Origin of the sequence: Aeromonas sp. EERV15, from assembly GCF_900079845.1 — a bacterium.
Classification (GTDB): Bacteria; Pseudomonadota; Gammaproteobacteria; order Enterobacterales; family Aeromonadaceae; genus Aeromonas; species Aeromonas sobria.
In genome coordinates this window covers 31,053-47,808 of record NZ_FKKY02000009.1, presented here as the reverse complement: position 1 = coordinate 47,808, position 16,756 = coordinate 31,053, and the positions used below count along the sequence as shown (strand labels likewise).

The window sequence follows — 16,756 nt, the reverse complement described above, 5'->3', positions numbered from 1 at the left end:
CAAATGAACCCCCGAATACTTAATGAGGAATAGATGATGAACAACACCCTGATCCGCAACCTGACTCTGGCCACCACCCTGCTCAGCGGCGCCGCACTGGCCACCCCCCTGAGCGTGACCGTCTACAACCCAGGCGAGAAGGCGATCTTCCCGGTCTCCTCCTCACTGGTGACCGGTGACAAAGAGGCAATCCTGATCGATGCCCAGTTCGACGTGCAAAATGGCCAGGCGCTGGTCGACCTGATCAAGAAGAGCGGCAAGAAGCTGACCACTGTTTATATCAGTGCCGGTGACCCCGATTTCTACTTCGGTCTGGAGCCCGTCATGGCTGCATTCCCGGATGTCAAAGTGCTGGCCGACCAGCATGTGGTTGACCATATCAACCAGACCAAGGATGCCAAGCTGAGCTACTGGAGCCCGATCCTCGGCAAGGGCGCACCGAAGAGCCTGACCGTGCCGCAAGTGATGACTGCCAGCCACCTGACGCTGGATGGTGAGAAGATTGAAATCAAAGAGATGAACACCCCGAATGCCTACCTCTGGGCCCCTTCCATCAAGACTGCTTTTGGTGGTGTGCCGGTTTACCACGGGGTGCATGTCTGGATGGCGGACAGCCAGACCAAAGCTGCCCGCAGCAACTGGGTCAAGGCGCTGGACAACTTGCTGGCCCTGAAACCCGAGCGCGTGGTACCGGGCCACTTCCTGGGCGCTGCGCCCAAAGGCACTGCCGCTGTGACCTTTACCCGTGACTATGTACAGCGTTTCGAGCAGGAGCTGGCCAAGGCGAAAAACTCCGGTGAGTTGATCGAGGCCCTGAAGAAGGCCTATCCGGCACTGCCGGTTGACGATGGTCTGGCCATTGGTGCCAAGGTCAATACCGGCGAGATGAAGTGGTAAGCCACTGAGCCTGCTCTCCCTGTGTTTTTTTACCGGGCCTAAGGGCCCGGTTTTTTATCCAAGATTGACGTGAGAATGAAGATGAGCGAACAACAAACCACCCTCCATTATGTCTATGACCCGCTCTGTGGCTGGTGCTATGGTGCCGCCCCTTTGCTGCAGGCGGCAGCCACCATTGCCGGACTCAAGATCGAGCTGCATGCGGGCGGCCTCTGGCTGGGCAGCCGCCGTCAGCCGATGGGCGAGGCATTGCGTGATTATGTGCGCCCCCATGATCAGCGGATCGAAGCGCTGACTGGCCAGCATTTTGGCGAGCGTTATTTCAACGAATTGCTGCTGCGGGAAGGGTGTCTGTTGGACTCCGAGCAGCCGATCCGTGCGGTATTGGCCGTCACGGCACTGGGGGGTGATGGTCTGGCGATGTTGCACCGGATCCAGCAATCCCACTATCGGGACGGGATCTGGATTGGTGAAACGGCGTTTCTCGCCACGCTGGCGGCAGAGCAGGGGATTGCTGCCGAGGCATTCCAGCAAGCCTATCTGCAGGCTCCCTTGTTACAACATTTGGCGGACAGTCAGGGCTGGATGAAACCGCTGGGTGGTCAGGGCTATCCCACCCTTGGGTTGCTGCACAACGGTCGAGTAACGTCTATCCGCGTTGCCGATTTTCTGGGAGACCCGGATGGATTTCGCCAACATCTTATCGTCTTGAACAAGTGACAATTTCCGGTAAATGGGTCGGGGTGACTTCAGGAGTCCGCTCTTGGGCCGATAGCTAAGCATGCACCGAAACGATATGAAATCCTTCCGTTTTCTGTGCGCAGGCTATGCTCTATATGACCATTCCCGGAGGATGTCACGGGAGTGAAGACCCATTTCAAGGAAGCCCTCATATGTTCAAAAACATGTCTATCGGCCAGAAGTTGAGCGCCGGATTTGCCATTCTGGCCGTGCTTGTTCTGGGGTTGGCCTGGTTCTCTATTAGCCAGTTAGCAAAGCTCTATGGTGATACCGAAACCATAACCGGCAATATGCTGCCTTCTACCCGTTTGGCGAGCCAGATGCACGTTGCCGTGCTGGACGCCCGCCGTTCAGAGTTGGCCCAGGTGATCGGCGGATTGAATAAAGATATGCAAGAGGTGAGCGATCGTACCGCTACCTTCAACAAGGCCAAGCAGGAGTTCGAGCAGGCCGCTCAAAAATATGGGGCTTTACCATTCAGTACGGCCGAAGAGAAGCAGGTCTATGAACAGACGGTCGCAGCAGGTGCCAAGTATTTTTCGGTGCATGAACAACTGATGAGCGCCTTCGCGGCTGGCGATTTGGAACGGGTCAGAAGCTTGCGCAAGAACGAAACCCGCGCCGCGTTGGAAGAGGTGGGAGCCAAATCTTATCGCTTGCGGGAGATCAACAATGAGCTCGCCGAGCAGATGACAAAAGATGTGGAGGCGCTCTACAGCAGTGCCAGAACCATGAGCATTATCGTCAGCCTGGTGACTCTGGGCTTTGTGGTGGTGATTGCCTGGCTGCTGACCGGTCAGATCCGTAACCCGGTGATGGCGTTGCTGGAACAGACCCGCCGGGTATCTTCCGGTGATCTGACCTCCCGCATCGATATGCAACAGTTCAACAATGATGAACTGGGGACCCTTGCCAAAGGATTTGGCGAGATGCAGGACAATTTACGTACGCTAGTCAGTGAGGTTTCCGGTTCCGTGGTGCAACTGAGCTCCGCCACCGAGGAGATGAGTTCGGTGGCCCGTCAGTCGGCCAGTAACATGAGTGCCCAGCAGCACGAGCTGAACCAGTTGGCCACGGCAATGAACGAGATGCAGGCCACGGTGCAGGAGGTTTCGCGTAACACCAGCGATGCCGCCAGTGCGGCCACCTCGGCCAGCGAAACCGCAGAGATTGGGGCCAAGACGGTGAACGACTCCATCCAGCGTATCGAGCGGGTCGCCGGCGCCATCGAGAGTACTGCTGTGGTTATCCGTCAGTTGGGGGATGACAGCCGCAATATCGGCATGGTGCTGGAGGTGATCCGCGGCATTGCCGAACAGACCAACCTGCTGGCGCTCAACGCCGCCATCGAGGCCGCTCGGGCCGGTGAGCAGGGGCGTGGCTTTGCGGTGGTAGCCGATGAGGTGAGAACCTTGGCCAAACGGACTCAGGACTCCACCTCCCAGATCAACACCATCATTGCCGAGCTGCAGCAGCGTGCCGAACAGGCAGGCACTACCATGCTGCAGAGTCAGGAGCTGATGAACACCACAGTTTCTACTGCGCGGGAAGCCGGGGCATCCATCTCCCAGATCAGTGGCTCGGTCAGCAGCATCTCCCATATGAACATCCAGATTGCGACGGCCACCGAAGAGCAGGGAGCGGTGAGTGAGGAGCTCAACCGTAACGTGGTCAATATCAGCCATGCCTCCGAAGAGGTGGCCGCCGGTGCCAATCAGATGTCTCAGGCATGTAACGAGCTGAATCATCTGGCGACTCAGTTGCAGGAGATGGTGCGTCGTTTCAGGGTGTAATAGATCAGCCAGTCAAACAGCCCGGTTGCCGCGAGGTGATCGGGCTGTTGCTATTTGGGACGTGACGGGTGAGTCAGGTTCGGGGCCGATGACTTGTCCTGCAAGGCGATATTGTGCATGCTGATGGCCCATTTCCAGGCAGGACTCTTGCTGTATGAATCTTCGCGATCTCGAATATCTGGTGGCGCTGGATGAGGAAAAACATTTTCGCAAAGCCGCCGAGCGCTGTTTTGTCAGCCAACCAACCCTGAGCGGTCAGTTACAAAAGCTGGAAAATGAGCTCGGGGTGATCCTGATCGAACGTACCTCGCGCAAGGTGTTGTTCACCCCGGCTGGTGATGCCATGGCTCATCAGGCCCGCCGGGTACTCAAAGAGGTGCGCGAGCTTAAAAGTATCGGCCAGCACTTCTCCGAACCCATGTCAGGGGAGATCCACATCGGTTTCATCCCGACCGTGGGCCCCTATCTGTTGCCCCGCATCATCCAGACCCTCCGTGAGCGTTTTCCCCAACTGGAGTTCTACCTCTACGAGGAGCAGACCCAGGCCCTGTTAAAGAAGCTGGAAGAGGGCGAACTGGATTGCGTCATTCTGGCGGAAATGCCGGGGATGGAGGGGTTTGGCTCGATCCAGCTCTATCACGAGCCGATGTGGCTGGCGGTGCCTTGCCATCATCCCGAGGCGCAGGCTAGCCAGGTGCCGCTCGGCAATCTCAAGGGCAAAAAGTTGTTGATGCTGGCGGATGGTCACTGCTTGCGGGATCAGGCGATGGGATTCTGTTTTGCCGGCGGTATCGGGGAGGATCAGCGCTTTAAGGGCACCAGTCTGGAGACCCTGCGCAACATGGTGGCGGCTGGCAGTGGCATGACCCTGATCCCCAAGTTGGCAGTACCTGCCGATCATGATGAGGGAGGGGTGAGCTATCGACCTGTGGTTGACCCTGTGCCGGGGCGTACCATCTCGTTACTCTATCGCCACTACTCGGTACGTCGCCCCTGTTTCAACGAGCTGGCTGCCTCGATCGCCACCTTGATGGCAACGCAGTTGGCGCAATAAAAAAACCGGCAGCCTTGGCTGCCGGTTTGGTCTCTGCCGCGAGGGCGGGCTTAGAAGATATCGTCGGTGGAGACAGGCCCTTCCACATCAGGGTTGTCACCGCCATAGACCTGATTGCCATCCGAGCTGGGCGCTGCGTAGCGGGTCGGCTCGGTACCTTCCTTGAAGTATTCGTCGCTGCCGCTACCGGTCGCCAGCAGGCCGGTTTCGCTGTCAATCTTGACTGTCATTATCCCTTCGGGAACCGGCATCTTGTGCTCGGGCAGCTTCTTGAGGGCGACTTTCATGAAGTCGATCCAGATAGGCTGCGCGGCGCCACCGCCAAACTCGGCACGGCCAAGGCCACGCTGGTGGTTGTCAAAACCGATCCAGGAGGTAGCGACTATGTCCGGGGTATAGCCGGAGAACCAGGCATCCCGTGATTCGTTGGTGGTCCCGGTTTTACCGGAAATGTCGTGACGTTTCAGATCGCGGGCAGCCCGCCAGCCAGTACCACGCCAGCCGTTGCCACCCCAGATGGCTGTGCTCAAGGTATCGGTGATCAAAAATGAGCTTTGGGCACTGATGGTATGGGGAGCAATGGTTGGTGCAAGTGCAGTCAGCGAACCATCTTGTTGCGTAGTATTCTCAGCAGTTGTTGGTTGCTGCATGGTCTCTTGCGCGGGCATCGCCTGCTGTTCGCAGGTGGTGCAGGCAATGGCGGGATTAGCCTGATAGAGAGTGTTCTCCAGGCTGTCGGTGACCTTGTCGATAAAATAAGGGGTCACCAGGAAGCCGCCGTTGGCTAGGACCGAGTAACCGCGAACCACCTCCAGCGGGGTAAATTCGGCAGCACCCAGCGCCAGCGATTCATGGGGCGAGATAAAGTTGCGTGGAAAGCCAAAGCGGGTCAGTCCATCGATATAGGTATCCAGACCGATGGCGCGCATCAGACGTACTGACATCACGTTCTTGGACTTTGCCAGACCAAGGCGCAGCGGGGTTGGCCCATCATAGACGGCCGGTGAGTTCTTTGGCTGCCACATCGGACCTTTTGACGGGTCCCACTGGTTGATGGGGGCATCGTTGATGAGAGATGCCAGGGTGTAGCCATGCTCCAGCGCAGTAGCGTAGAGGAAGGGCTTGATGTTGGAGCCGATCTGGCGACGGGCCTGATCAACCCGGTTGAATTTGGATAGCTCGAAGCTGAAACCACCCACCACCGCTTCCAGCGCGCCATTTTTCGGATTCATGGCAACCAGCGCGGCGTTAACATCGGGTACTTGCGCCAGCAGCAGATTTTCACCTTCTGCTCTTACCCAAATCTGGGCACCGACTTTCAGCACATCGCGCGCCGATTTGGGCGCATAGCTTTGGCGGTCATCGGTGATAAATGAGCGAGCCCATTTGATGCCGTCCCAACCCAGCTCCGCTTCTTTGCCATTCTTAAGTACCAGAGTGGCGTTGCGATCACCCAGTTTGGTGACGACCGCCGCCATCAGCGGATCATAAGTGGGCTGCTTGCCTAGGTGAGCAACGATCTGCTCGTAATCCCAGCTGGTTTCGCCCGCTTTCCACAGCTGTGCCGTCGGGCCACGATAGCCGTGGCGCATGTCGTAGGCAAAGATGCCATCCAACAGTGCCTGTCTGGCGGCCCGCTGACGCTCTGCACTCACAGTGGTGTAGATGTGAATGCCCATGGTGTAGGCATCCTCTCCAAACTGCTCCAGCATTTTTTGCCGCACCATCTCGCCAAGATAGGGAGCGTGGAGGGTCACTTCAGCGCCGTGGAAACGGGCCTTGATAGGCATTTTTGAGGCTTCGTCAAACTGGGCCTGGGTGATCTTGCCGGTTTCCAGCATCCGGCCCAGCACCACGTTGCGACGCGCAAAGGCGCGCTCGGGAGAGCGGATGGGGTTGAGCATGGATGGCGCTTTAGGCAGACCGGCGATAATGGCGATCTCATCCAGCCCCAGATCCTTGACCTCTTTACCGAAGTAAACCTGAGCCGCAGCACCGATACCAAAGGAGCGGTAACCGAGAGGGATTTTGTTGAGATACAGCTCAAGGATCTCATTTTTGGTGAGGTTTTGCTCTATACGCCAAGCTAGGAATACTTCCTTGACCTTACGAATGATGGTTTTTTCGTTACTCAGAAAGAAGTTACGAGCAACCTGCTGGGTAATGGTACTGGCACCCTGACGGGCATGGCCGGAGACGGCCCATACTGATGCAGCACGGATGATACCAATGGGGTCTATGCCGGGGTGTTCATAGAAGCGTGCATCTTCTGTCGCCAGCACGGCATCGATCATCGGTTGTGGAATTTCGTCCAGACGCAACGGAATACGACGAATTTCGCCATATTGGGCGATCAATTCCCCATCGCGACTGTAAACCCGCATAGGGGTCGCCAGCTTGACATCACGCAGTGCGGTGACATCAGGAAGTTGGGGTTTGATATAGAAGTAGATACCGATGAGGCTGGCAACACCCAGCGCAGCACCTAGCATCATGACAATAAACAGGCGAACGAGCCATTTCAGCATGGAAGAACTACCAATCGTCTTAAAATTAGCCAACGGGCGCAGAGTATAGCCCTTTTGCCATCGGGAATTCGAGGTTTTCCTGTGGCAAGCCACCCACCTCAAAATGAGGCGAAAGGTTAGCACTACGGGCCGCAATAACCAAGGATGGCCACCCGGCACCAAGAAAGCGAACCAGGTCACTTTTCGGTATAAACTTTATGACATTGATAGATAGAGCATTTAGGATGAGAGAAGGACTCTTCTGATTGTGTGTCCTACACTCAGTATGAGTAAAAAAACCCAATAACGCATGGATGTGTATATGTTTGGGCTATTCAATAAGGGTTCTCTTTTGCCGCTGGTGGGCATTGACTTTGGTAGTCAGACCATCAAGGCCGTCACTATCAGTGGTCGCCCTGGCAAACTACATCTCGAATCGGTTGCCGATATCCCTACACCCAAAGGGACGCTGGTCGATTATCAATTGCAAGATATCGAGCGAGTCAGCCAATCTCTCAAAACCCTCAAACGCTTGATCGCTGGCAACAGCGAATATGCCGCCACTGCGGTAACGGGTTCCAATGTGATCACCAAGGTTATCCAGACCGATGCTCGTCTTGGCGACAAGGATCTGGAGAATCAGGTGCAGTTGGAAGCTGAGCAGATCATCCCTTTCCCCATTGATGAAGTGAGCCTCGATTTTGAGGTACTTGGCCCCACGTTCAATAATGATGACCGTCAGGATGTCTTGTTAAGTGCCGCTCGGACTGAAAGTGTCAATGGCAGGGTCAGCGCCCTTGCCGAGGCGGGAATGGTGGTCAAGGTGGTCGATGTGGGGGCCCATGCGCTGGGTCGTGCCGTGGTCACTTGTTTGCCAGAATTACAGACCAGTGAGCGGCCCGTCGGAGTGATCGATATCGGGGCCAGCGCCATGACATTTGCGGCGTTGATCAAAGGGGAGGTGATCTACTCCCGTCTGCAGAATTTTGGTGGTGATCAATATAGTCAGGCGCTCTCCTCCTTTTACGGCATGACCCTGGACGATGCTGAACAGGCTAAAACCAAGGGGACCTTGCCGGTCGATCATGAGCTGGATGTGCTGATGCCCCATATCAATTTATTGCTGCAGCAAGTACGCCGTAATATCCAGCTTTTTTGCAGTTCGTCCGGTTATCGGGAACTATCGACACTGGTACTGACCGGTGGTGGTAGTTTGCTGCCCGGTTTGGTGGTGCAGGTCAAGGAAGAGGTGAATTGCGAGGTGTTGCACCCGGATCTGTTCGCCCTGTTTGGCAAACCGAAAGGTGAGGCCGAGTTGACCCATGGCGCCAGGTACATGACGGCATTCGGGTTGGCTCTGAGGAGTTTCACACCATGTCAAATATAAACCTATTACCTTGGCGTGAAGCCAGGGCGCAGCGGCAGAAGAAACAGTTTGGTGCCTTGCTGGGGGTGTTTGTTCTGGTGACGGTGGTGTTGGGGTTCTTCGCCGACTGGTTGGTTGAGCGCCAGATAAGTACCCAGCAACAGCGCAATCAGCGACTGGTGCAGGAGATGGCTATTCTGGATGCCCAACTGGGTGAAATTCGTCTGCTAAAAGAGCGCCGAAAGGAGCTTATTGATAGAATGGAGCTTATCGAATTATTACAGATGCGCCGTAATGTCCCTGTTCGCCTCTTTAATCAGCTTCCTGAACTGGTGCCAAATGGCGTGTATCTCAATACCCTTGCCATGCAGAGCAATACCATTGATGTCAACGGTAAGACCGAAGCCTATGGCCGGGTGGCGAGCATGATGCGGAGGATCGATGCCTCCGGCTGGTTGGGACAGTCGAAGATAAGTACTATTTTTGCAGCCGATGTTGCACCCGTGTCCCTTAGCCAGTTTTCCATGATGTTCCTGATCGCTAACAACGCTACGGTTTCAGCGGATGTGGCCAAGGAGAACCAATGAATCTTCAGCAACTTAACGAGCTGGATTTAAATGACATAACCAGCTGGCCAAAATGGGCAAAGGGGATCTTTATTCTGTTTTGCTGCGTGCTGAGCGGAGGGGCGATTTATCACTATGTGATCGCCAATTCGCTGACCAGGTTAACTCAGGAAACCGGTAAAGAGGCTGAGCTGAAAGGGCAGTTTGAGAGTAAGGCAATGCTGGCAGCAAATTTGGGAGCCTACAAGGCGCAAATGATCAAGCTGGAACAGATGGTTGATACCCAGCTCAAGCAGTTACCCAATACCCATGAAGTTGCCGGTTTATTGGACGACATGAGTTTCATCGCTACTGATAATGGCTTGAAATTGAACAGGATAAACTGGGAGCCGGAACTCAAACACGAGTTTTCGACCGAGCTCCCGATGCGCATTGAAGTGGTGGGAAGTTATCATGAAATTGGCAAATTCACCGCAGATATGGCTGCCTTGCCCCGTATCGTGATCCTCGACTCCTTCACTCTGGGTCAAAACAAGGAGTCGGGAGACCTGATTTCAATGTCGATGCTGGCCAAGACCTACAAGTACAACGGTAAAACTGTGGAGCCGAAACAATGAAACGCAGCTGCTGGTTGTTACCTGCCCTCCTGCTGGCGGCGTGTGGTGGCCAGGAGGATATGGATGCTTATGTGGCACAGGTCAAGGCTAGACCCCCCATCCCTATCGAACCTTTGCCCGAACTTAAGCCTTTTTCTCCTATGAGCTATCAGCAGCGAGAGCTGCGCAGCCCTTTCATGATGCCGCAGCCAGAGGCAAGCGTTGGGAGTGACAGCACTGCCAAACTGAAGCCTGATTGCGCTCAGACTGTGATGGAGAGGGAAAAAGAAGTGTTGGAGAGCTACTCGCTTGCCAGTTTGTCGATGCAAGGTTCGCTAGGTAAAAAAGGTCAGTTGTGGGCATTGGTCCGTACGCCGGATGGCCAGTCGATGCGGGTTGGGCTTAATCAATACATGGGGCTGGATCAGGGCAGGGTTATCAAGATCACCGACACTGCCGTAGATTTGCTAGAAACCATCCCGGACGGGAAGGGGTGCTGGGTCACAAGAGAAACCCAGTTGGCCATGGCCAATGTGCAAGAAAAACAATAATCAGGGACGAACAGCAATGAGAACAACAATAGAGAGTGTATCCAAAGTGGCTTTGCTGTTTTGCGCCAGCGCCTTCAGTCAGGCGTGGGCAGTGGCAACCCTGCAGGAGATCAAGGTCAATCCATTGCTGGCTGATCAGTTGCAGCTGGAGCTCAGTTTTAGTGAACCTGTCACTGGCTTCACGGACCGACTCTCTTATCAACCCAACCAGCTGTTATTGCATGTACCAGGGGCGGTCGGTGCGTTGAAGGTCAACCCGCTGCCGATCCAGCGTCAGGGGGTCGATAATATCAAGGTGGAAGGGAAGGGGGCTGGTCTTGATATCAAGATAGCCCTCGATCAACTGGCTCCTTATCAGGTTCAGCAACAAGGCAATAAATTGCTGGTCTCGTTAGGTGAGGGTGCATCTTCTTCGTTGATCAACAACGAGAGTACCTTGATCGCACCGTCTGCCGTGACTCCCGCCGCGATGCCAGTTGTGGCACCCTCTGCCCTTATTAATTCACAAGTTGTTGCAAAGTCGATGCCTGTTGCCTCGACATCTGCCCCTGTTGTGCTTCCCGCCAGCAAGCCGGTCCTGAATAATTACCAGAGCAGTGGCAGTGGCGCCTATTTCAATACCGTTACAGGGGTCGATTTTCGTCGTGGTAAGGATGGCCAGGGGGAGTTTTTGGTGACGCTTGATAACAGCTCTGCTGCTGTTGATGTGAGCAGTCGTGGCCAAACGGTATTGGCCAAATTTCATGGTACCCGCGTACCGGATAGTTTGCTTAATCTCATCAATGTGCAAGATTTTGCCACCCCGGTATCCCAGGTTGAAGTCTTTCGGCAGGGCAGTGACACGCTGTTTGAATTGTCGATCAATGGCCAGTTTGATTATCGTTATGATCAGGCCGACAAACTGTTGATTATCGAGGTGAAAAAGCGCACCGCAGCTACTGCCGCGAAGCAGTATCAAGGTAAACCCATCTCATTGAACTTCCAGGATATTCCTGTTCGAACCGTGTTGCAGTTGATTGCCGATTTTAACAATCTGAACCTGGTGACGACCGATTCGGTGTCTGGGAACATCACCCTGCGTCTGGATGGGGTGCCCTGGGAGCAGGCACTCGATATTATTTTGAAGGTACGTGGTCTGGACAAGCGGTTGGATAACAACATCCTGCTGGTGGCTCCTGCAGAGGAGATTGCGACCCGTGAGAAGCAGCAACTGGAGAGCCGTAATCAGGTCGCCGATCTGGCTCAGCTTTATACCGAGTATCTGCAAATAAACTACGCCAAGGCCACGGAAGTGGCAGCTTTGCTCTCCTCTCAAAGCACCAAATTGCTGTCTCCCCGTGGTGCAGTGAGTGTGGATGAGCGAACTAACGTGCTGGTGGTCAAGGACACGGCAGATGTCATCAGCAGCATCAAGCGGATGCTCGATATCCTCGACATTCCGGTTAAACAGGTGGTCATCGAGGCGAGGATGGTCACTATTGATGACGGCTTTGACGAGGCGCTCGGGGTCCGTTGGGGGGTGACCAAGAACGATGGTCATGGCAACAGTACCTCCGGCTCCATTGAGGGAAATGACGGCTCTGGTAACAACAATGGTGGTTCGACAATTACCAGGCCATCAGCAGACGATCGGATGAACGTTAACCTGCCGGTCACCAATGCAGCAGGTACCCTGGCCTTCCAGGTCGCTCGTCTGGCTGATGGGACTTTGCTGGATCTTGAGTTGTCGGCGCTGGAAAAAGAGAGTAAAGCCGAAATCATCGCGAGCCCGAGAGTCACCACTGCCAACCAGAAACCGGCACTGATTGAACAGGGTACCGAGATCCCCTATGTGGAATCGTCATCCAGTGGTGCAACGTCAGTGACCTTCAAGAAAGCGGTGCTGAGCTTGAAAGTTACGCCGCAAATTACCCCCGATAACCGGGTTATTCTCGATCTGACAGTCACTCAGGATACCAAGGGGGAAACTGTGCCAACCGGTACTGGAGATGCGGTGTCTATCAATGCCCAGTCCATCACCACCCAAGTATTGGTCAACAACGGTGAGACGCTGGTGCTTGGTGGCATCTATCAGCAAACCATCAAGAGTGATGTGACCAAGGTGCCATTGCTGGGTGATATCCCCGGATTGGGAGCGTTGTTTCGCAAGACCACCAGTGAGAACAAAAAGCGGGAATTGTTGATATTTGTAACGCCGCGGATCGTCACTGACGCCTTTTGAATGCTTTACATGTGAGGGTAAAACACATATAACCTTACGCCCCAATGAGGCAGGGGCGTGAGGGCTGCGGTTGCCAGTCCCGATTTCTATTGAGATAATCCCCCTCCTGATCCATCGCAAGATAAGGTTCATAGGTACCCCGAACGAGTTGTTTTCGGGGTCGTACAGTTTGTAATTACTAACGAAAAGACATGGCTGAGAAACGCAATATATTCCTGATAGGTCCCATGGGTGCGGGCAAGAGCACCATAGGTAGACATCTGGCAGAACAACTGCATATGGAGTTTTTCGACTCAGATCATGAGATTGAGCGCCGTAGTGGTGCCGATATCGGCTGGGTGTTCGATGTTGAAGGCGAAGAAGGGTTCCGGATCCGCGAAGAGAAGGTCATAGGTGACCTTTCAGAACAGCAGGGGATCGTGCTGGCAACGGGTGGCGGTGCCATCAAGAGTCGTGAAACACGCAACAAACTCTCTGCTCGCGGTATCGTGGTATACCTCGAAACCACCATTGAAAAGCAGTTGGCGCGCACACAGCGAGACAAACGCCGCCCTCTGCTACAGACCGAAGAGCCGCCGCGCGAAGTGCTGGAGCGTCTGGCACAAGAGCGTAATGCCCTCTATCAAGAAGTGGCTGACTTTGTCATCCAGACTGATGATCAGAGTGCAAAAATCGTTGCCAATCAAATTGTAAAGCTGATCGGTATGTAATCTAGAGGACGTCCATGGAACGGTTGAAGGTCGAACTGGGTGAACGCAGCTATCCCATCGAGATAGCTGCGGGGTTGTTGCAGCGCCCCGAGGCGCTGGCATCGACTATCAAGGGCAAGCGAGTCATGATCGTTACCAATTCGGTAGTGGCTCCGCTTTATCTTGAGCAGGTAACTGCGCTGCTGTCCGGATTTCAGGTGGAACACCTGGTGTTGCCGGACGGCGAGGCATACAAGAACCTGGCGACCTTTGAGCAGATCATGTCTGCTCTGCTTGAAACCAACCATGGGCGTGATACCACCTTGATCGCTTTGGGGGGCGGGGTGATTGGGGATCTGGTGGGCTTTGCGGCAGCAAGCTATCAACGTGGCATTCCTTTTATCCAGATCCCGACCACCCTGCTTTCCCAAGTCGACTCTTCTGTTGGCGGCAAGACTGCCGTTAATCACCCTCTCGGCAAGAACATGATTGGTGCTTTTTATCAGCCCAAACAGGTTGTTATCGATACCGAGTGTCTGACTACCTTGCCTGCCCGCGAATTTGCCGCGGGGATGGCCGAGGTGATCAAGTACGGCATCATTTGGGATGCTGATTTCTTCAGCTGGCTGGAGCAGAACATGGTGCGTCTGCAACAGCTGGAACCTGCCGCGCTGGCTTATGCCATCAAACGATGCTGTGAAATCAAAGCCGATGTAGTCGGTCAGGATGAGACCGAGCACGGTGTGCGCGCGCTACTCAATCTTGGCCACACTTTTGGTCATGCTATCGAAGCTGAACAGGGCTATGGTAACTGGCTGCACGGTGAAGCTGTATCAGCCGGTACCATGCTGGCTGCCCGGACTGCGCAGGCCCGTGGCGATATGAGTGAAGCGGACGTTGCGCGGGTTCGCGCCCTGCTGCTTGCCGCCAATTTGCCAATTCAAGCCCCTGCCGAGATGGATTTTGCCGCCTTCATTCGCCATATGCGTCGTGACAAAAAAGTGTTGGCAGGCAAGCTGCGTCTGGTGTTGCCGGTTGGTATCGGTCATGCAAAAGTGGTCGCCGATGTATCTGATGCTGAACTATTGGCGGTGATTGAGTCTGGTCGTGACGAATAAACTGCTTAACCTTCCTTCCCAGCGGCAGCTGGCTGATCGGCTGCTGCATCTGATTGAGTTCAATCACCCCTTTATATTTCTTTCCGGTAAGGCTGGCAGTGGTCGAGGCACCTTGTGTGAATCCCTGCTTGGCAAGTTGCCGGAAAAAGTACGGGTGGTGAGCCTGATTGGTACACCCGCCATGAAGATGGTGGATGTGCGCCAATTGTTGTTGCCACAAGTGGTGGCGCGGCCGCTGTTCAACCCACAGGATGCGCTGGCGGAGAGCTTCTTTCGCATGCTGGAGGGAGCTAAACCGGCCACCTTGCTGCTGATGATCGAACGTGCCGATCAGCTACCGGCCGAGTTGCCTGCGGAACTGTGGGCGATCAGTCGACACAATGACACCTTGGCTACGCCGCATCAGCTGGCCATTTTGGTGTCAGGTAGCGATAGCTGGTGCCGTGATCAGAAGTCGCAGCTGAAAGGGCGTGCCATGCCGGCCCTTGAGCTGGAAGTGCCGCCACTGAGCCCGCCCGAGCAGCGCATCTTCTTGTATGAGAAAGCCAAAGAGCTCAAGATCCCGGCGGCCCTCTTGCCCAAGTTGACCGTGGAAGAGATTCTGAAAACGGCGAATGGGCATCCGTCCACCATCATGCAGTTATTGGAGGATATCATGACCGACAGAAGACCCAAGAAGCGTCAGGCAGAGTTGCCTGTCAAGAAAATAGCTATCTCCATCGCGGTGGTAGCCGGTGGGTTGCTGGGGTTGAGTTATCTGCTGCCTGCGTTATTTGACGGGGCAAGTAAGCCCGCACAGCAGGACCCGGCACAGACCACTGCCCTGCCTGTTGCTGTATCGGGGGGAGATCCTCTCACCGTTGGCAATGTAAAAGGGGCGAATGTGACTCAAGGTGTTGACAGCCGCCCGGCGAGCAATCCGAATGGTGTGGTAAAGGATTGGCAGCCGGAAGGTAAAGTGCTGCCAAAGTCGGTCGAAAATGAAGGCCTGACCACCGAATCCGGTAATTACGAAGGGCGTAGGGTGGTGATCTCTGACGAAGTCGTGCAAAAGCTGATGACCGAGCCCAAGGTGAGCGGCGCACTGCCTACTGATGTGGAGGACGAGCTGACCGGCAAGGGCCCGAGTGGTACGTCCGCCAGCGGTGCAGTGGCTGCCACGTTGCCAGTCAATCCGGTGGTGAGTCCCCCCGCGCAGAATGCTGCCCGTGTAGCGACGCCTACCGTGGCAACAGCGGCACCCGTCGCCAGTGAGCCTGCGGCGGTAGCAGCCCCCCAAGTGGCGTTGACCCCGGTCGCAACCCTGAATCAAAAACCGCGTAATCATTACAGCATCCAGCTGATGGGGGCGAGCAACACCAAGGCGGTGGATCAGTTTGTCGCCGAGCATGGTTTGGCGGGCAAGGTGTGGGTCTATCAGACTAAATTCCGCGGTAGCCCCTGGTATGTGGTGCTGCAAGGGGATTATGCCGGGCTGAATCCGGCCAAGAGTGCCATTCGCAAGCTCTCCCCTGCCTTGCTCAAAGGTCAGCCCTGGCCCAAGTCATTTGCCCAGGTACAAAAAGAGTTGAAGCAATAGCCTTGATACCAAATAAGGGGGTAGAATCGTCCCCCTTTTTGGTTCTTGCCTTCTTACACACCGGATTTCCATGAAGAAAACACGCGCTTTTTTAAAATGGGCCGGGGGAAAATACTCCCTGGTTGAAGAGATCGCCGAGCGTCTGCCCGCCGGGCGTGTGTTGCTGGAGCCTTTCGTCGGTGCCGGGTCTGTGTTCCTCAACACGGATTACGATGCGTATGTGCTCAATGACATCAATCCGGATCTGATCTGTCTTTATAACCATCTCAAACTGACGCCAGATCGCTTCATCGCAGAAGCTCGCAAGCTGTTCGTTGCAGAGAACAATCACAAAGCGGCCTACTATCGGTTGCGCATTCAGTTTAATCAGACCGAAGCGACCTTCGATCGCGCACTGCTGTTTCTGTTTCTCAACCGGCACGGTTTCAACGGGTTGTGCCGCTATAACAAGAAAGGGGGCTTCAACGTCCCGTTCGGTTCTTACAAAAAGCCCTACTTCCCGGAAAAAGAGCTGTGGGCTTTCGCCGAGAAGGCGCAAAAGGCGACCTTTATCTGTGAAAGTTATGCCGATGCGATCAAGCGTGCCGAAGAGGACTGGGTGATTTATTGCGATCCTCCTTACGTGCCGCTATCGACCACCGCCAGCTTCACCAGCTATGCGGCGGGTGGTTTTACCCTGGATGATCAGGCTGTACTTGCCCGTCTGGCGCGCCATACGGCGGCAGAAAAGGGGGTGCCGGTGCTGATCAGCAACCACGATATCGAACTGACCCGTGAGCTCTATCGCGGCGCCCGTCTCGACGAAATCCTGGTCAAGCGCACCATCAGCCGTAATGGCGGCACCCGCAACAAGGTGGCCGAGTTGCTGGCGCTCTATCCCCCCGGCATCGAGCCGGAGCAGGGGTTCTACCCTAGCGATAGCGAACTGCTGCCACTGGCGTAACACTTCATACGGCACTCAAGGGTGCCGTTTTTTGTGGGTGACTTGCTCGTGTCCCGATGCGCCGGAGCTCGGGCGGGAAGGGGTCGCGGGCCTATTGCCCCATTTCCCCCCGCATTCGAGTCGTGTTCGCCAGCC

The 16,756-nt window shown here is 55.1% G+C and carries 14 protein-coding genes; 13 read left to right on the top strand and 1 reads right to left on the bottom strand.

What is annotated here, in order from left to right; genetic code table 11:
- Window positions 1-36: 36 nt before the first annotated feature.
- The 4 genes from BN4575_RS09520 to oxyR all read left to right on the top strand — a co-directional run bounded on the left by BN4575_RS09520 (window position 37) and on the right by oxyR (window position 4,485).
- Entirely contained in the window at window positions 37-897 is an 861-nt protein-coding gene (locus BN4575_RS09520) for a Vmh family MBL fold metallo-hydrolase (RefSeq protein ID WP_068978104.1), read from the top strand.
- 75 nt (window positions 898-972) lie between these two features.
- The gene (locus BN4575_RS09515) at window positions 973-1,617 is read left to right on the top strand and encodes a DsbA family protein (RefSeq protein ID WP_068978006.1); all 645 of its coding nucleotides are present in this window, start codon (window positions 973-975) and stop codon (window positions 1,615-1,617) included.
- A 173-nt stretch (window positions 1,618-1,790) separates the two neighbouring features.
- Window positions 1,791-3,431, top strand: a complete 1,641-nt coding sequence (locus tag BN4575_RS09510) for a methyl-accepting chemotaxis protein (RefSeq protein WP_068978005.1) — start codon at window positions 1,791-1,793, stop codon at window positions 3,429-3,431.
- 154 nt (window positions 3,432-3,585) lie between these two features.
- Window positions 3,586-4,485 carry a DNA-binding transcriptional regulator OxyR gene (oxyR, locus tag BN4575_RS09505; protein ID WP_068978004.1) on the top strand — a complete coding sequence of 300 codons (900 nt, stop codon included), beginning with the start codon at window positions 3,586-3,588 and terminating at the stop codon, window positions 4,483-4,485.
- A gap of 50 nt (window positions 4,486-4,535) precedes the next feature.
- On the opposite strand, the gene BN4575_RS09500 is transcribed toward oxyR, so the two are convergent.
- Complete coding sequence (locus BN4575_RS09500) at window positions 4,536-7,013, bottom strand: penicillin-binding protein 1A (protein ID WP_068978003.1); 2,478 nt, start codon at window positions 7,011-7,013, stop codon at window positions 4,536-4,538.
- A 301-nt stretch (window positions 7,014-7,314) separates the two neighbouring features.
- Between BN4575_RS09500 and tapM the strand changes: the two genes are divergently transcribed.
- From tapM to BN4575_RS09455, 9 genes are all read left to right on the top strand, one after another.
- Entirely contained in the window at window positions 7,315-8,379 is a 1,065-nt protein-coding gene (gene tapM, locus BN4575_RS09495) for a PilM family type IVa pilus assembly protein TapM (protein WP_068978002.1), read from the top strand.
- Window positions 8,367-8,945: a PilN family type IV pilus biogenesis protein TapN gene (gene tapN / locus BN4575_RS09490; RefSeq protein ID WP_068978001.1), complete on the top strand. Its 579-nt coding sequence runs from the start codon at window positions 8,367-8,369 to the stop codon at window positions 8,943-8,945. The genes tapM and tapN overlap by 13 nt, the downstream gene beginning before the upstream one ends.
- Complete coding sequence (gene tapO / locus BN4575_RS09485) at window positions 8,942-9,541, top strand: PilO family type IV pilus biogenesis protein TapO (protein WP_068978000.1); 600 nt, start codon at window positions 8,942-8,944, stop codon at window positions 9,539-9,541. Before tapN ends, tapO begins: the two co-directional genes overlap by 4 nt.
- On the top strand, window positions 9,538-10,071 hold the full coding sequence (locus BN4575_RS09480) for a pilus assembly protein PilP (RefSeq protein WP_068977999.1): 534 nt from the start codon (window positions 9,538-9,540) through the stop codon (window positions 10,069-10,071). The genes tapO and BN4575_RS09480 overlap by 4 nt, the downstream gene beginning before the upstream one ends.
- 16 nt (window positions 10,072-10,087) lie before the next feature.
- Window positions 10,088-12,292, top strand: a complete 2,205-nt coding sequence (locus BN4575_RS09475; RefSeq protein WP_068977998.1) for a type IV pilus secretin PilQ — start codon at window positions 10,088-10,090, stop codon at window positions 12,290-12,292.
- A 191-nt stretch (window positions 12,293-12,483) separates the two neighbouring features.
- On the top strand, window positions 12,484-13,002 hold the full coding sequence (gene aroK, locus BN4575_RS09470; protein WP_042020402.1) for a shikimate kinase AroK: 519 nt from the start codon (window positions 12,484-12,486) through the stop codon (window positions 13,000-13,002).
- A 14-nt stretch (window positions 13,003-13,016) separates the two neighbouring features.
- Entirely contained in the window at window positions 13,017-14,099 is a 1,083-nt protein-coding gene (aroB, locus tag BN4575_RS09465) for a 3-dehydroquinate synthase (protein WP_068977997.1), read from the top strand.
- Window positions 14,089-15,678, top strand: coding sequence for an SPOR domain-containing protein (locus tag BN4575_RS09460; protein WP_068977996.1), 1,590 nt, complete (start codon window positions 14,089-14,091; stop codon window positions 15,676-15,678). The genes aroB and BN4575_RS09460 overlap by 11 nt, the downstream gene beginning before the upstream one ends.
- 70 nt (window positions 15,679-15,748) lie before the next feature.
- Window positions 15,749-16,621 (top strand): Dam family site-specific DNA-(adenine-N6)-methyltransferase, encoded by an 873-nt coding sequence (locus BN4575_RS09455; RefSeq protein WP_042020408.1) that lies wholly within the window; start codon window positions 15,749-15,751, stop codon window positions 16,619-16,621.
- Window positions 16,622-16,756 lie beyond the last annotated feature (135 nt).